At 51.6% G+C, this 14,605-nt stretch carries 15 protein-coding genes; 8 read left to right on the top strand and 7 right to left on the bottom strand.

The features are described 5' to 3' along the window. Nucleotides 1-78: 78 nt before the first annotated feature. Nucleotides 79-705 carry an HAD-IA family hydrolase gene (locus RAL91_RS20130; protein WP_306258039.1) on the bottom strand — a complete coding sequence of 209 codons (627 nt, stop codon included), beginning with the start codon at nt 703-705 and terminating at the stop codon, nt 79-81. Between the two features lie 90 nt (nt 706-795). Between RAL91_RS20130 and RAL91_RS20125 the strand changes: the two genes are divergently transcribed. The 3 genes from RAL91_RS20125 (at nt 796) to RAL91_RS20115 (ending at nt 2,560) form a co-directional block, all read left to right on the top strand. Further along, nucleotides 796-1,635, top strand: coding sequence for an MBL fold metallo-hydrolase (locus tag RAL91_RS20125; RefSeq protein WP_306258038.1), 840 nt, complete (start codon nt 796-798; stop codon nt 1,633-1,635). 180 nt (nt 1,636-1,815) lie between these two features. Further along, nucleotides 1,816-2,166 carry an alpha/beta hydrolase gene (locus tag RAL91_RS20120; RefSeq protein WP_306258037.1) on the top strand — a complete coding sequence of 117 codons (351 nt, stop codon included), beginning with the start codon at nt 1,816-1,818 and terminating at the stop codon, nt 2,164-2,166. Between the two features lie 4 nt (nt 2,167-2,170). Continuing rightward, nucleotides 2,171-2,560: a S9 family peptidase gene (locus RAL91_RS20115; RefSeq protein ID WP_306258036.1), complete on the top strand. Its 390-nt coding sequence runs from the start codon at nt 2,171-2,173 to the stop codon at nt 2,558-2,560. A gap of 107 nt (nt 2,561-2,667) precedes the next feature. On the opposite strand, the gene rpoH is transcribed toward RAL91_RS20115, so the two are convergent. Continuing rightward, nucleotides 2,668-3,594, bottom strand: a complete 927-nt coding sequence (gene rpoH, locus RAL91_RS20110; protein ID WP_306258035.1) for an RNA polymerase sigma factor RpoH — start codon at nt 3,592-3,594, stop codon at nt 2,668-2,670. 179 nt (nt 3,595-3,773) lie between these two features. After that, on the bottom strand, nt 3,774-4,802 hold the full coding sequence (locus RAL91_RS20105; RefSeq protein ID WP_306258034.1) for an RluA family pseudouridine synthase: 1,029 nt from the start codon (nt 4,800-4,802) through the stop codon (nt 3,774-3,776). Between RAL91_RS20105 and RAL91_RS20100 the strand changes: the two genes are divergently transcribed. After that, nucleotides 4,801-5,190 carry a hypothetical protein gene (locus RAL91_RS20100; protein ID WP_306258033.1) on the top strand — a complete coding sequence of 130 codons (390 nt, stop codon included), beginning with the start codon at nt 4,801-4,803 and terminating at the stop codon, nt 5,188-5,190. The two genes, RAL91_RS20105 and RAL91_RS20100, sit on opposite strands and share 2 nt — an antisense overlap. Before the next feature lie 113 nt (nt 5,191-5,303). Continuing rightward, on the top strand, nt 5,304-5,777 hold the full coding sequence (locus tag RAL91_RS20095; RefSeq protein ID WP_306263024.1) for a hypothetical protein: 474 nt from the start codon (nt 5,304-5,306) through the stop codon (nt 5,775-5,777). Nucleotides 5,778-5,940: 163 nt separating this feature from the next. On the opposite strand, the gene RAL91_RS20090 is transcribed toward RAL91_RS20095, so the two are convergent. From RAL91_RS20090 to RAL91_RS20080, 3 genes are read right to left on the bottom strand one after another with little or no spacing between them, the layout of a single operon-like run. Further along, entirely contained in the window at nt 5,941-7,350 is a 1,410-nt protein-coding gene (locus RAL91_RS20090; protein ID WP_306258032.1) for a cytochrome-c peroxidase, read from the bottom strand. Between the two features lie 7 nt (nt 7,351-7,357). Continuing rightward, complete coding sequence (locus tag RAL91_RS20085) at nt 7,358-9,049, bottom strand: hypothetical protein (protein WP_306258031.1); 1,692 nt, start codon at nt 9,047-9,049, stop codon at nt 7,358-7,360. Nucleotides 9,050-9,079: 30 nt separating this feature from the next. Beyond that, nucleotides 9,080-9,643: a DUF1134 domain-containing protein gene (locus RAL91_RS20080; RefSeq protein ID WP_306263022.1), complete on the bottom strand. Its 564-nt coding sequence runs from the start codon at nt 9,641-9,643 to the stop codon at nt 9,080-9,082. Between the two features lie 363 nt (nt 9,644-10,006). On the opposite strand from RAL91_RS20080, the gene RAL91_RS20075 reads away from it, so the two are divergent. From RAL91_RS20075 to RAL91_RS20065, 3 genes are all read left to right on the top strand, one after another. Continuing rightward, a complete protein-coding gene (locus tag RAL91_RS20075; protein WP_306258030.1) occupies nt 10,007-10,561 on the top strand; it encodes a YHS domain-containing (seleno)protein in 555 nt (184 codons plus the stop codon). 148 nt (nt 10,562-10,709) lie between these two features. Beyond that, the gene (chpT, locus tag RAL91_RS20070; protein WP_306258029.1) at nt 10,710-11,330 is read left to right on the top strand and encodes a histidine phosphotransferase ChpT; all 621 of its coding nucleotides are present in this window, start codon (nt 10,710-10,712) and stop codon (nt 11,328-11,330) included. Nucleotides 11,331-11,545: 215 nt separating this feature from the next. Continuing rightward, the gene (locus RAL91_RS20065) at nt 11,546-13,366 is read left to right on the top strand and encodes an ATP-binding protein (protein WP_306258028.1); all 1,821 of its coding nucleotides are present in this window, start codon (nt 11,546-11,548) and stop codon (nt 13,364-13,366) included. 115 nt (nt 13,367-13,481) lie between these two features. Here RAL91_RS20065 and ctrA read toward each other — a convergent pair whose 3' ends face one another. Beyond that, entirely contained in the window at nt 13,482-14,183 is a 702-nt protein-coding gene (ctrA, locus tag RAL91_RS20060) for a response regulator transcription factor CtrA (RefSeq protein ID WP_306258027.1), read from the bottom strand. Nucleotides 14,184-14,605 lie beyond the last annotated feature (422 nt).

Raw genomic sequence — 14,605 nt, 5'->3', positions numbered from 1 at the left:
CAAAAATGTAGCGCCAGAATTGACAACATCAAGGGCTGTGGAGCCCGCCGGTGTAAGTTTTGCCTTGCTGTTGACAGCTTACAGATGCGCTTTCAACTCTGATAGGTGTCTGACCACCAACACGTCATCCGGCAAAGATGTTGGTATTGTGTCGGGGAAGTAAGCAAAGACTTTCATTCCGGCTGCCAGTCCGCCATGAATGCCAGGCAGGCTATCTTCAACAACGGCGCAGTCAGAGGCCGCAAAGCCAAGCTTTCTGGCTGCACTCAGAAATAATTCCGGATCGGGTTTCCAGGCCTGAATCTCATAGGCGCTGAACAGACGGTCACCGAAAAAGGGCAGGAGGCCGGTTATGGTCAGGCTTAATCTGATTTTTTCCGGCGGACCGTTAGAGGCGATGCAGATTTGCGAATTGATGGAACTAACCAAGTCCAAAGCACCATCGATGGGCTGCAGCTTTTCTTCGAATGCCTGAGCTGTTCTTTGCCGTAAATGGAGGACAAAATCATCCGGCAGCTTGCGGTCGAAATGGGTTTCAACATCGGCAAGGCTCTCAGCCATTTTACCACCACGAAACCGCTTGACGGCCTCATCCAGTGAAAAATTCATGCCCTGTTCCGCCAGAACATCCACAAGCACCTGGTTCGACAGTATTTCACTGTCCACAAGGGTGCCGTCCAGATCAAAGAGTGTCAGCTTAGGCACATTGAAATCCTGAATTTTGTTTGCGTCAACTTGACAAATGTTTGTTGTTTGAAGTCCTTTAGCGACACCATTTCAATTCGCGAGGACATCATGCCGAGTATTAAGAAATTTGCTGCCGGAAATGGCACAATCACATCAATTTACGATGGCGAGTTGCTGCTTGGCCCTGAAATGTTTTCCGGCATATCCGATGCGGAAGTCACGAAATGTCTTGCCAATATCGGTCTAACGGAAGGGCCCGTGTCTGGTAGCCTGAACGCCTATATTTATCAAGACGGCGATAAGACGATCCTGATTGATTCAGGTGGGAAAGCCGCCATTCCGGGCACCGGACAATTGCTCGACGGCATGAAACTGGCGGGCATCGCGCCGCACGATATTGATATGGTGCTGTGTACCCATTTGCATCCAGACCATATTGGCGGCCTCATTGACGAGGGGGAAGCTGTGTTTACAAACGCTGAGCTTAAAATCCATGACACTGATCGGGAATTCTGGCTCAACGCGGAAAACCGTGAGAAAACTCCGGAAGACTTTAAAGTTTTTTTCGATCTGGCTGGTGCTGTCCTGAATGCATACCAAGACCGTACTTCCACTTTTATCGGGGAGACTGAAGTCGTTTCCGGCGTGAATTCCGTGCCGCTTCCGGGCCACACGCCCGGCCATAGTGGCTTCCAGATCGGCGATGTTGAGAACGGGTTGTTGATATGGGGCGATATTGTGCACGTTCAGGCCTTCCAGATGCCGCAACCAAAGGCGTGTATTGCCTTTGATGTTGACTCGCAGACAGCCGCAGCGACCCGGATTGCCATGTTTGAACGGGCAAGCAAGGAGCGGCTTCGAATAGCCGGTATGCATTTGGCCCATCCTGGCGTTGGGTATGTTGTGCCGAGGGGCGATGGCTTCTGGCTGGAACCGGCTCATATTTAAAACGAATATTTCTTAGGGACCTATTGGGGCCAGCCCCAAATTCACACCACTATACATAACTCATTGTTATGACGCTCCCTCGGAACGATATTGAACCTTCGCAGACCAGCGGACTAAATTTCGGGAAATTGAGTGCGTGATCCTAGCGCATTGGTCGTCTTTCCTGGGAGGGTTTCGTTGATGGAAACCAATATTTCGTTCAAGTCGGATGAGGTCGATATCGTCGGTGTCATGCACCAGCCTGACGATTTGAAACCTGGTGAAAAGCGTCCACTTGTCATCGCGAGTCATGGCTTTGGCGGCTCGAAAATCGACGGATCAATGGCAACGGTTTGTCCAATCCTATGTGATTGGGGCTATATCGCTATTCGTTTCGACAGCCGCGGCTGCGGAGAGAGTGGTGGTGAGCGTGGCCGGGTTATCTGCATGAATCAGGTCAATGATCTGGGCAATGCGATTGACTGGCTGGGGCAAGGGCCTGGAAAAGTCAAAGCTGCAGCATGCGGGAGAGGGCGCCTGGGAGAAGTATGAGGACATGTTGAAGCGTGGGCGTGAGCACAAGGCGAAAACCGGCGAGTCCATGAAGGTTCAACGGTTTGATATTGTACCGATCCCGACGCACATGCGCGATCAACTTCCTGATGATGCCATCATGGAGTTTCCTGTCGATACAGCAGAGAGCATCTGCAGTTTCATGCCGATCAACTTTGTTGGCAAACTTGCACCCCGACCATTGCTGTTGATGCATGCAGCGACTGATGCTGTGACACCAACGGACTCCACGCTGGAAGTCTTTCAGCACGCAAATCTGCCAAAGGATTTGGTTCTGCTGTCCGGGCTGGATCACTTTCCACTGGGGACAGCGGATAAGCGTCTTTACAATGTGCTTCGCGTTTGGCTTGTTTTTCACTTCGCATTGAAGTGAAGAACGGGCAACTGGTTGCAGTCTGCGCGTTTGCCTGACGTCAATTCGGCTCTTTTCAAAACCGTGAGCGGCAAACGCGCAATTTTATGATCCAGCTAGTCTATGTTTTAGCTTGTATGGGCTTCCAACTGAGCGGTACGTCCACGTGCAGCTTCCAACGCAGCTGTCTGCATGGATTTTTGCACCTTTTCGAACGCTCGAACTTCGATCTGCCGGACACGTTCCCGGCTGACGCCGAATTCTCCCGACAAATCTTCCAGCGTGATTGGATCTTCCGAAAGGCGACGTGCCTGGAAAATGCGCTGCTCGCGTTCATTCAGGGTTTCCATAGCAGATTTCAGCATGATACGGCGCTGATCCAGCTCTTGTTGATTGGCAACAATGGATTCCTGACTTTCGCTTTCATCAACCAGCCAATCCTGCCATTCGCCGGTTCCATCATCCGCCTTCAAAGGCGAATTCAAGGACGCATCGCCGGAAAGACGACGATTCATGGAATGGACTTCCTCAACCGAAACGCCGAGCTTGGTGGCGATTTTCTCGACCTGCTCATGGTTGAGATCACCATCTTCCAATGCCTGAATCTGGCTCTTCATCTTGCGCAGGTTAAAGAACAGGCGCTTTTGGTTCGCGGTGGTACCCATCTTGACAAGGGACCATGAGCGCAGGACGTATTCCTGGATCGATGCCTTGATCCACCACATTGCATAGGTTGCAAGCCGGAAGCCGCGTTCCGGGTCAAACTTCTTGACCGCTTGCATAAGGCCGACATTGCCTTCCGAGATGACTTCGCCGATGGGCAGGCCATAGCCACGATATCCCATGGCGATTTTTGCGACGAGGCGCAAATGGCTTGTAACCAATTCTTCAGCAGCACCACGATCCTCGTGCTCCAAAAAGCGTTTGGCCAGCATGTATTCCTGATTGGGTTCCAGCATCGGATATTTGCGAATATCTGCCAGATATCTTGATAATCCACCTTCCGATGACGGAACAGATGGAACATTTCCGGTCGCAACAACAGCTCGGGCCATAAAGCACCCCCTTGTTTAAATGTCTTCCGACTCGCGGCAAGACTTTTAGCGCTGCCCTGGGGACCAACCCTCGGCGCAACGCTCCCACATCACTATATAGGTTCAATTGTGGCAGATGATAGATGAGTCATCGGTATATTACGATAAAGTAATTTTTTTCTGTTAAGCCACTGTAAATATTAGGTAAATGCGTTGATCAGCGCTGCCATATCTTTTGGAATATCGGCTTCAAAGCGCATGATTTCACCATTTATCGGGTGCTCAAACTGTAACATGGCGGCAAAAAGCGCCTGCCTGCGGAACTTGTTGACCGTCTTTTCTGCTTGATCTCCCAGAATAGTCGATTTGGTTTTGAAGCCTGATCCATAGACATCATCGCCCACCAAAGGGTGACCTGCGTGAGACATGTGAACCCTGATCTGGTGTGTTCGTCCGGTTTCAAGTCGGCACTCTACCAGGCACGCTGTTGGTGCGCCTTCTTTTGTAAAATAGCGTTTCAGAACCTTAAAGTGAGTGATGGCGTCCTTGCCGCGTTCGTCGTCTTCATCCCGGCGTTTCACCACACCCATTTTCAAACGGTTGTTGTCCGAGCGGGCAATTGGCGCGTTAATTGTGCCCTTGGCCGGCTCCAATGCGCCCCAGACCAAGGCCTGATAGGCACGCTCAAGATTGTTTGTCCGGCCATGATCGGCAAATTGCTGCGTCAGGCCCAGATGGGCATCATCTGTTTTGGCAACAACCATAACCCCGCTTGTGTCTTTGTCGAGGCGGTGAACAATGCCCGGTCTGCGTACGCCACCAATGCCGGACAGGCTGTCCCCGCAATGATGAATGAGCGCGTTGACAAGAGTTCCGGTCCAGTTTCCGGGGCCTGGATGTACGACCAGACCGGCAGGTTTATCAATGACAACCAGATGTTCATCTTCAAACAGAATGGTCAGGGGAATGTCTTCTCCCTTCGGTTCCGGATCTTCCGCTTCCGGCATGTCCACGGACAATACATCGCCCGCGTTGACACGGGCATTCGGCGCGTCTACCACTTCCCCGCTCACGCGCACGCAGCCTTGCTTGATAAGCGTCTTGAAGCGGCTGCGGGACAGACGTCCCGCTTTCGCAGCAATGATTGCATCCAGCCTTTGCCCGGTTTCAACCGCGTCAACTATAAACTCAAGCCGCTCTGCCGGCGCATTGGACACATTTTCAGCCATGGCTCAGATCGACCCTCTTGATGACGAAGAAAAACCGCTCGACCCGGCTGTTGAGCGGGTGCGGATAAAGCTGAGGCGATTGCTGATGGGCTCCAGTCTCATCATGGTGCTCGGCTTTATCGCGGTGTTTGGAGCGTTGTACTACCGCATCACGCAGACAAGCGAAAGCGATGATGCCGCGGCGGCCACGAATAATATGGTTTTGCCTGAAATTGCGGCGACGCTGTCCTTACCATCTGATCTTGGTGTTCTGATTGATGTCAGCCTGTCCCGTGGCCAATTGGTCGCAAGCTTTGAAAATGGCCCGGAAAGTTACACCGTTCTGGTAATAAACCGGGCCGACGGATCTGTCGTTGAGCGTTATGAAATGCGCCGGGGCGCTCCATAAAACCTTTTTCTGAACGTGTTCTAAAACTGGCATATTCTTTGCAGTTTACTTTACGGGCTTCGCTCGTGAAGTCCTGATCATCTGAAACTCTTTTTGAAAGGAGAATCATTGTGATGATTGGTGGTGCATCTTCATCCGGCTTTGATTTTTCGGCCATGCGTGCCGAAATGAAGGAACGGATGGATGCCAAGTTTGAGGCAACCGACACAGATAAAAGCGGTGGCATCTCATTTGAAGAGTTCAAGGTAAGCCAAGCTGAACGCGCGGCAGGGACGGCAAGTTCTGCCGATTCTGGCGATCCAGAGGAATTATTTTCCCTGTTGGATGCGGATGGCGATGGTGAATTGACAGCAGCGGACCGGGAGAAATCCGGGCCGCCTGGAGGACAGTTTTCTCCAGAGTCATTTATGGCGTTGCTGGGTATTCAGGAGCAATCTGGAAAGGGGCCGCCTCCACCACCGCCTGGTGGTATTGAAGGGTCCGATCCGCTTAGCGAACTGCTTTCCGCAGTTGAGGATACAGATGACACTGAATCCAGCCTGATCGACGAATTGCTCGAAACTTTGAGCGAGACACAAGCGAGCTAGTATTCTCATGCGATCCCTCGCATGTGCTCGCTCCCAAACATACAGGATTGTCCGGGCACGACAGGTCCGGACAATCTGCTGTTACATGCTGCAGTTCCGGGTTGCAGTTTCGTGCTGCAGTTTAGGGTGAAAATGCTGATCGCCTGTTGAGCGGGATTGTTGTTCAGTCGATTGGCAGACCGCTTGGAACTGAAACGGGAATGCCGAGCCTTCCGGACGTGGCACTGGTGTCCGTGAGTGCTTGCAAAAAGGCAATCAACGCATCGACCTCTTCATCCTTGAGAGATATTGGTTTCAACACATTGGCCGCCAGGATGCGGCGGCGCTCGCGTCGGTCCTGCATGATGAACCCGTCTTCATTTGAAAGCCTGGGATGCTGGGGAAGCGCGACCGAACGCAGGGAGAAACGCTCAAAGCTTGAGACAGGGTCCAAATGGTGGCGCACCACGCCCTCCAGCGTCGCATAGGCGCCAGAATGGCCGTAAGGCTCTGTCAGGGCGACATTGCGCAGGCTCGGAGTGCGGAACTTGTACCGGTCTTCAATCAGATTGGTTGCGCCGGCGCGGCCACGATCATGGCGTATAGCCTCGAGCCGTGCCACCCGGCCGGGCCCGATTTGCGGCATGGCTATGGCGTGGAATTTCTGATCAGTCAAAAACGGGCCACTGTGGCAGGATGCGCAGTTTGCTCTGCCGTAAAACAGGTCCAGGCCGATTTTCTGCTGTTCCGTCAGAGCCTGCTGTTCACCCGCCATGTAGCGATCGAACGGGCTTTGGGAACTGCGCCACTCTGCGTTGACAAAGTCGCCAACGGCATTTGCGTAATGGACAATTGTGATGTCTTTGGCTGACTGGATTTCGGGGAAAGCGTCCTGAAACAATGGCAGATAAGGTTCGCTCTGGCGCAAGCGCTGTTCCACCTTGGCCCAAACACCCTTCCAGGGATTACCGTAAATATCCTCAAGAGCCTGGCCAATGTCATTTTCAGTGCCCTGACCCGCCATTTCAATCCCAGATGTCAACGGGAAAAGCGCCTGCGCTGCCAGTATGGTCATCAGGCCGGTTGGCGTGTCCTCATCGGCTGGTGTGTCGAAACCGGAGGGGTCTTTCTCATCGATCTCCACACGTCCGTCATGGAACAAAGACGAGAATTCTAGAGCGCCCAGATTGAAAAGCGCCGGTGAGTTTCGAGGCACCCGCCGCCGGATCAAATCCCGGCCGGACCCAATCGTTCGGTTCTTTCCGATTCCCGCACCGCCTTCTCCAATGCCAAGGGGGAGGCCGTCCCCGCTCGCAAGATCAGGATGATGGCAAGTCGCACAGGAGATATTTTGGTTTCCGGATAAAAGCGGATCAAAGAACAGCTTTTGCCCCAGCAGGGCGCGATTTTCATCATAGGGATGATAAAGGTTTTCGGTTACCGGTGTTGGCAGGTTTGCGATGGTTTTTTGGTCAGCTAGTGCGGGTGATACTGTTGCCGCCGCAAACACCAATGCCATAAAAGAGGTTGTAAGAGCCGCCAAACGTGAAGCTGTGACACGTCTGGAATGAGTTCGGTGTGAAACGATCAGCACCTGATTCTCAGGAAGATGCAGTTGCCGTTTTTATGCGGCGAACCTTCTTTCCAAATTTCATGATCTTTTTGCGATTTTTGGCCGCGATGCTGTCTTTCGGTGTGGCCTCGGCCACATTTTGAGCAGCGCTTTCTGGCTTGGCTCCAATCGCTTCGGCACCGGTACTATCGGCAGGCCTCGCCAGCGTGGCAGGTTTAGCTGCCATCTGCTTACCGCTCATTTTGCCATTATAGTGCAACGGGCTAGGTTTCACCTTGCCATTGGCTCCGGAAGACATAGCGCCTTTGTTGTTCCTGGAAACCGCTGCAATAACACCTGCAAAACCGGACTTCTTGGTTTTGAACGGCTTATCCTGTTTAAGCCGCCTGCCTGAAACAATCGCTGTGTTCGTGACTTCCTGATCGCCGGTTTTAGCGGCTGTGATACCCGGACTGTTTGCTGTTACCTCTTCTTTCAAGAGGCTTGCCTTGCCATTGATCGCCATTGAGACAGCAGGCGCTTCGATGGGCTTTTCTGAGGTTACAACAGTGTTTTTTGGCACTGTTTCCACAGATGTATCCTGCGGTTTCGGAGGTGTTGTATCGGCTGCGAAGGCACTGGTTTTCTGTGGCTCTGCGGATGTCAATTTGGCGTTTGATCTACCAAATTGAAAAGTCGCGATTTTGGGACTGGCGGTGTCGGTGGCCTGCGAAGCTGGCGCAGCGGTTTCAGGCTTGTGATTGATCGGGCTTGGATTGGGGTATTGCCTTTCAGCGGCTGGCTTCAGAAATGCTGGAATGACGGCCATAGATGCAGCGGCCTTTTCAATCTGATTTGCTGGGGTCTTCGGTTCTGGCGCTGGCTTATCTGGCGTCAGCCTGTCTGACTTTGGCGCATCTGCCTTCGGAACATCTGACGTTGGAACAACTGGGGTTGGCGTATCTGCTTTTGGCTTATCAAGTGCCGCGATTACGGCGGGAGCCTGCTTCACAGCAAGGGGGGGCTCAACAACTGAAGGTTTGGCAACAATGGCAGGTGCAGGTTTCGCGGCAACAACAGGTGCCGGTTGCGCAATTGGCGCGGGGGGAGGCGTGCTTTTAACGAAGGCACTAACATCTTCGGCAAGGGCCTTGAGCTCTTTTCTCAGATTCAACTCTTCCAGAGACGGCATATGCCGCTCCATTTCAGCGACCCTGGACTGTGCGTTGTTAAGCTCCGTCTGCATGGAAACAATACGCACATTGGCAGCACTCTTTTCCGAGCGGAGTTCTTCAACTTCTTCCTCAAGCTCAAAAAGCCGTTTCTTTTCCTGGCCTGTCATGGTCTTCAGAGCAGATTTCGCGATTTCTTTCTGCTTTTCCAGGGTGACTTCCGCAGTGCTGATTTTCTTTTTCAGGCCTGCATATTCATTTTTGAGTTTTTCAAATTCCTGTTCGACACGCTCGGCAAATATGCGCCATTTTTCAGCGGTTACGAGGTGCTGTTGGGATTCCACCTGCAATTGGTCTGCGCGCTTTTCCTGACGGTTTAACTCGACAGCGAACCGTGCGCGCATCTGATCTTTCTGGGCAGTAATTTCAGACAAGGAAACAGGTGCCTGACGCTCCAGTTCGTGAATGGCCAAACGCCGCGCCCGGCCGGAAACGATCGGCAAAATAACGAACAGAAGCAGGCTTACGCTGAGAGCACCCAATGCGAAATACAGTGCTGCCTCAATCATGTTGTGATCCTAATCGAACGGGTTTGGTTGTTAGAACGGATTCCATGTCGCCCGTGGTGTAAATTTCAAATAGCCGACATTCAAGCCAAGCCGTGCGCCTATGCCAGCTCTTACCGGCACCATGATAATGTTGTTGTTCGCCATGACAGTCATGCCGACACCTCCCACGATATAGGCCGAACCATTGACGCCTGCAAAGCGCTGATAGGCGTGGTCAACCGTGGGCAAATTATACACCAACATCATCACACGTGAAGCGTTGCCGCCAAAGTCCCAGCCAATTGAGGGCCCCTGGAAGAAAATCTTATGGTCGCCTGCACCTTTTGTGTACATCAAACCTTCGCCATAAACGAGGCCACCGATGATGGCACCGGAGCCTTCTTCTCCCAAAATATAGGCGTTGGGCAGGCCGTAGCTCTGAAATGCGCGCTCTACAACACTTGCCAGACCACCTGAAACATCGCCAAAGAACTGATGTCCGGCGTTCAGAATTTCGTTGGATGAATAGGTTTCAGACAAGGGTGTGTTGTTTTGCGCATGCGCTGGTGAAATGCCGATTGCCTGAGGCAGCAGATAAAAGACAGACAGGCTCATGAAGACTGCAATTATGGCCGCTCGGGCCGCCTGAGCCACTTGGACCGATGGCCATGACGGGAAGTGAAAGCGCGATTTCATAAATTGGTCTCCGATGTTCATTATGCATTTATAAAGGCATTAGGTGGCTTGCGATAGCCCAATGCAGCCAGTCTCTGTGCGAAACTTTCGAACTGTAACGGTGCCGTTAGCCCAGTTTTGATTCGCAACGTTATCTCGTGCATGTGGCAAGCATGGGGCGAACGGGTTTCTGCCCAAAAGAACTGCTCGCGACCTGCACCAATCTTTTTCGGTCGCTCTTTCAACGCCTATTAGTTTACCTGCATTAACAGGATGTTATCTGTCTTTCGATAGGTTTTTCTCATGATGAAGTATGGGCAATTTGTAACAATTCCGAAGGGGTACCTGCTGGGTATTGTGATGGCGGTGCAGATTTGTTTTCTGCTGGCATGGATTGGTGTGTCCATGGCTCAGGAAACCTTGCCGTCCGGCCTCAGCCGTGATTTTGCGCCATCTGGATTTCTGTCTGACACGATTGTCAAAGATCAATTTACAGGCCTGGCACTGGGCGGTGTCGATCCGTTGAGTTATTTCGTTAACGGTCAGCCTGAATTGGGCAAACCCGAGCACGATCTCACCCATTCAGGTGCCCTATGGTGGTTCTCAAACATCGGTAACAGGGCGGCATTTGAAGATGCTCCTGAAATCTACAAACCGCAATTTGGCGGTTATGGTGCCATGGCTGTTGCCAGAAGCGGTCTGGCAGAGGGACGCCCCCAAATCTGGTTGTTGCAGGATGACAGGGTGCTTCTGTTTCACAGCCATGCGAACCGGATTGCATGGCAGCAAAATCCTGTTGAATTGATGGAGAAAGCCCAAGCTCAGTGGCCGTTTCTTATCAAGAAACTCGTGCCATAAGCTGATACACAGTTTTGGTCAGGGTTGGCCAAGCTTGGGCAGTTTTTGTCAGGGTTGGATTGTCGCCCGGCGCAGCTTATACAAATATCGTGTCTGACATGTACCGAATCAGGACGCAGAACAGTCTTTACAACCAGCGGGTTTCTTTATGTCCAATCTTTCAGCTCTTGATCTGGCAGCTTTGCTTTGCAGCCGTGTATGCCATGACGTTGTTGGCTCAGTGGGAGCCATAGCCAATGGCCTGGAAGTCCTGGATGAGGAAAAAGACGCTGAGATGCGTGAGATTGCCGGCGATCTGGTCCGCAAAAGCGCCGCACAGGCGTCGGCCAAACTGACCTTTTCCCGTATTGCCTTCGGCGCAGCAGGTTCTGCAGGTGCCGAAATTGACCTTGATGATGCGCGTGACAAAGCGGAATTGATGATGGGGTTTGAAAAAGCAAATCTGATCTGGGAAATGCCACGGGCTATTCGACCAAAGAACGAAGTCAAACTTCTGCTCAATCTCATTCTGGTGGGTCTGTCAGCCATTCCGCGTGGAGGCGATATGACCGTCACAGCCGAAGGGGACAAGGGATTGAAACTTGTTTGTGCTGGACGGACTGCACGCCTTCCCGGCCATGCTGACTGGTTTGAGACCTTGCCTGAAACGCTGGAAGGTGTGGATGCGCATGCTGTTCAACCGATTTATGCAGCGCTGTTGGCTGATGCCTGCGATATGCGTGTGCGGTTTGATCTGGATGGCGAACAAGTGACTATTGTTGCCAACTGATCCTTCTTTAACCAGACACTCGCATGTGGCTATTCGCTATGTCTGGTTCGCTGGGACACTCGTCCGACTTTGAGCTTCTCCCACTTTGATATCCTCGCACTCTGTTTTGCAGGTCGGTGTAGTTCTGCCGATTTTACTGTTGGATTTCAGCGGATATTAAGAAGTTTGTCGTTACTTACACCTGTGTTCCAAAGGCGTTTGCCGGGGAAATTGGTATGGACGAAGTCCTCAAAGACTTTTTGACGGAAAGCCATGAGTGCCTCGATCTTATAGATGTCGGGTTGGCTAATTTCAGACAGGATCCCGACAATGTGGATTTGCTGCACACAGTATTCCGTCTGGTTCATACAATGAAGGGAACGTGTGGCTTCCTCAATCTTCCGCGGCTGGAAGCTCTGTCCCATGCTGCAGAATCGATGATTTACCGGTTCCGTCTGGATGCCACCACCATCTCACCTGATGGGGTGACTTTGGTTTTCAAGTCATTGGAAAGCATCAAGCATTTGCTGAGCCAAATCGAAGTCCACGAGGGCGTCGAGCCAGCCGGTGATGACAGTCTGCTTATTGCGGAACTGGAAGAAATGGCTGGCGGGCATTCCGGTTCGGCCGGTGCTTCCGTGGTGCCGCCGGGCCAAAGAAACCTGTCACAGTCCGATCTGGACCGGTTGTTTGACGAGGCGTCAGAGGTCGTTGTGCCAGTTGAACCGGCTCTGCCGTCTTCTTCGATTTCAAAAGCAGGTGAGGCAACCGCATCGCGACAAATGCTGCGTGTCAAAGTTGAGTCTCTGGAGCAGCTTGTATCAACCGTTACTGATCTGATTACGACACGTGCTCATTTGTTGGAAATTGCGCGTCGATCTGATGATTACGAGTTGAAAACAGCGGTCAACCGCCTGGCTGACATTGCATCACATCTACAAAAAATCGTTGTTGATACACGGGTTCAACCTATTGGCAGCGCGTGGCGTCAATTGCTTCCGATGACACAGAATCTTGCTGTCAGACTAAACAAGGACATCGCGCTGGTTCTGGATGGCGAGGCAATTGAGGTCGACCGCCAGATCATTGATCTGATCAAAGCGCCTTTGGCACATATGGTTCGGAATTCCGCAGATCATGGTCTTGAAGCGCCTGACGCACGTCTTGCTTTGGGGAAACCGGCACAGGGGACTATAGGGGTTACGGCTGTTCGGCATGGCAGTGATATTGTTATTGAGGTGCTTGATGATGGTCAGGGGCTGAATACAAACAAGATCAAACAAAAGGCACTCGCTCTGGGTCTCATAAATGATGCTGAATATTCAAACATGGATGAAGCGGACGCCGCGCAGTTGATTTTCGAACCGGGATTGTCGACATGCGAGACCGTGACGCGGCTCTCCGGTCGTGGCGTCGGTCTGGATGTTGCGTGCAATTCCATCGAGACAATTGGCGGCTCTATCAGGGTTTATTCCGTACCGGGAGAAGGTACGGTCTTCGTCATCAGAATTCCTGTCACTCCGGCTCAAATTTCATCATTGATTCTGGCAAAAACCAGAGATGATGAAAAGATCGTGCTCAACAGGGCCAAAAACGGGTTCGCAGAGCTGTCGTCTCCTTCGCCTGTCTTGACTGACGCAGCGTCCCAACAGAAACCAGCTTCACTTCCAGGCCCAGATACAAAAGTCCTGTTTTTGGAAGAAAACCCGTTTTTCAAATCAATGCTGACGCCTGCTATTGAAGCTGGTGGATACGATGTTACCGTTGTTGAGAGTGTTTCAGAAGCATTGGAAAGCCTACAGGCTGACGCGCCATTTCTCGCCATTGTCTGCGATCTGGATGCGCCGGACAAAAGCGGATTTCTGCTTGCCAAAAGGGTGAAGGAAAACCCGGACTGGGCCGGCATTCCATTGGTCGCCGTGTCATCACTCGTATCGTCATTATCGAAAGACAGAGCATTGGAGGCCGGGTTTGATCATTGTCTTGCAAAGTTCGACCGCAGTGCTTTGCGGTCCTGTCTCAACCAAATAACCTACCGGCTCAAGGTTGCCGCTTGAAACTGGTTGCCTGACATTCGACCCACTGCACATCATCAGTCCGCTTCAGACTACAAAAGCAAAAACCCCCGATGAAGGGGGTTTCGGTTTGACGACTGTGTCAGAATTTTGGAGATCAGGCGCTTTCGCGCAATTCTTCAACATCTGGTTCGCGCAGCACATAGCCACGTCCCCAAACGGTTTCGATGTAGTTGGCGCCGCCGGTGGCTACAGACAGTTTCTTGCGCAACTTACATATAAAGACATCAATGATTTTCAGCTCTGGCTCGTCCATGCCGCCATACAGATGATTGAGGAACATTTCCTTGGTCAGGGTTGTTCCCTTGCGCAGCGAAAGCAGCTCAAGCATCTGATATTCTTTGCCGGTCAGGTGAACACGCTGTCCGCCAGCTTCCACTGTTTTGGTGTCCAGATTGACCTTCAATTCGCCTGTCGTGATGACCGATTGTGCGTGGCCTTTGGACCGACGGATAATTGCATGGATGCGTGCGACCAATTCATCCTTGTGGAAGGGTTTGGTCATGTAATCATCAGCACCAAAGCCGAGGCCACGAACCTTATCTTCAATGCCGGCAAGGCCGGACAGGATCAGGATCGGCGTTTTGACTTTCGAGACGCGGAGTGTTCGAAGCACTTCATAGCCGCTCATGTCAGGAAGGTTCAGGTCGAGCATGATCAGATCGTAATCATACAGCTTCCCAAGGTCGATGCCTTCTTCCCCAAGATCGGTTGTATACACATTGAAGCTTTCCGACTTCAGCATCAACTCGATGCTTTGCGCCGTAGAGCTATCGTCTTCAATTAACAGAACCCGCATCGTCTATCCCTTCTAGGAACATTGAACCGCTGTTATTGCCGCTGGCCGTTCAATGTATCGTTTCTCGTCCTAAGCCAATTAGTCCTTCTGGACGTATCGCCCGAACAAGTGTTTCCACTCATTCCACATCGTCAGCATCTAACCTGTTAACGCATGGCAATGGCCTTTTGCGTTGGATCTGGTCGCTGCTCGACTGTTAATCATCATCCTAATTTACAATGGTTAACAGAATCTGATTCTCTGACGCAACCCCGTTCCGAAAAACTTATCAAATAAACTCTAACCATATTGATTTTTAACGTTTTTTTGACACAAAATTAATTAATAAATTACTTTAAGAAACCTGTTTAAGAGATTCATTTGAATCCACTTTGCCTGAATTTCCCCAGGGCTTCTGCCAAAAATGTCGATGTGAAAAACGC

Source organism: Pararhizobium sp. IMCC21322 (assembly GCF_030758295.1).
Classification (GTDB): domain Bacteria; phylum Pseudomonadota; class Alphaproteobacteria; order Rhizobiales.
Note: the sequence above shows the minus strand (reverse complement) of the source record. Positions and strands in the feature narration are given on the sequence as shown.

Coding starts and splice junctions, on each gene's coding strand:
- rpoH (WP_306258035.1), bottom strand. CDS start 3,594: ATGGCCCGAGCTGTTGTTGCGACCGGAAATGTTCCATCTGTTCCGTCA.
- RAL91_RS20085 (WP_306258031.1), bottom strand. CDS start 9,049: ATGATTGAGGCAGCACTGTATTTCGCATTGGGTGCTCTCAGCGTAAGC.
- RAL91_RS20115 (WP_306258036.1), top strand. CDS start 2,171: ATGTTGAAGCGTGGGCGTGAGCACAAGGCGAAAACCGGCGAGTCCATG.
- ctrA (WP_306258027.1), bottom strand. CDS start 14,183: ATGCGGGTTCTGTTAATTGAAGACGATAGCTCTACGGCGCAAAGCATC.
- RAL91_RS20065 (WP_306258028.1), top strand. CDS start 11,546: ATGGACGAAGTCCTCAAAGACTTTTTGACGGAAAGCCATGAGTGCCTC.
- RAL91_RS20080 (WP_306263022.1), bottom strand. CDS start 9,643: ATGAGCCTGTCTGTCTTTTATCTGCTGCCTCAGGCAATCGGCATTTCA.
- RAL91_RS20095 (WP_306263024.1), top strand. CDS start 5,304: ATGATTGGTGGTGCATCTTCATCCGGCTTTGATTTTTCGGCCATGCGT.
- RAL91_RS20100 (WP_306258033.1), top strand. CDS start 4,801: ATGGCTCAGATCGACCCTCTTGATGACGAAGAAAAACCGCTCGACCCG.
- chpT (WP_306258029.1), top strand. CDS start 10,710: ATGTCCAATCTTTCAGCTCTTGATCTGGCAGCTTTGCTTTGCAGCCGT.
- RAL91_RS20120 (WP_306258037.1), top strand. CDS start 1,816: ATGGAAACCAATATTTCGTTCAAGTCGGATGAGGTCGATATCGTCGGT.
- RAL91_RS20105 (WP_306258034.1), bottom strand. CDS start 4,802: ATGGCTGAAAATGTGTCCAATGCGCCGGCAGAGCGGCTTGAGTTTATA.
- RAL91_RS20075 (WP_306258030.1), top strand. CDS start 10,007: ATGATGAAGTATGGGCAATTTGTAACAATTCCGAAGGGGTACCTGCTG.
- RAL91_RS20125 (WP_306258038.1), top strand. CDS start 796: ATGCCGAGTATTAAGAAATTTGCTGCCGGAAATGGCACAATCACATCA.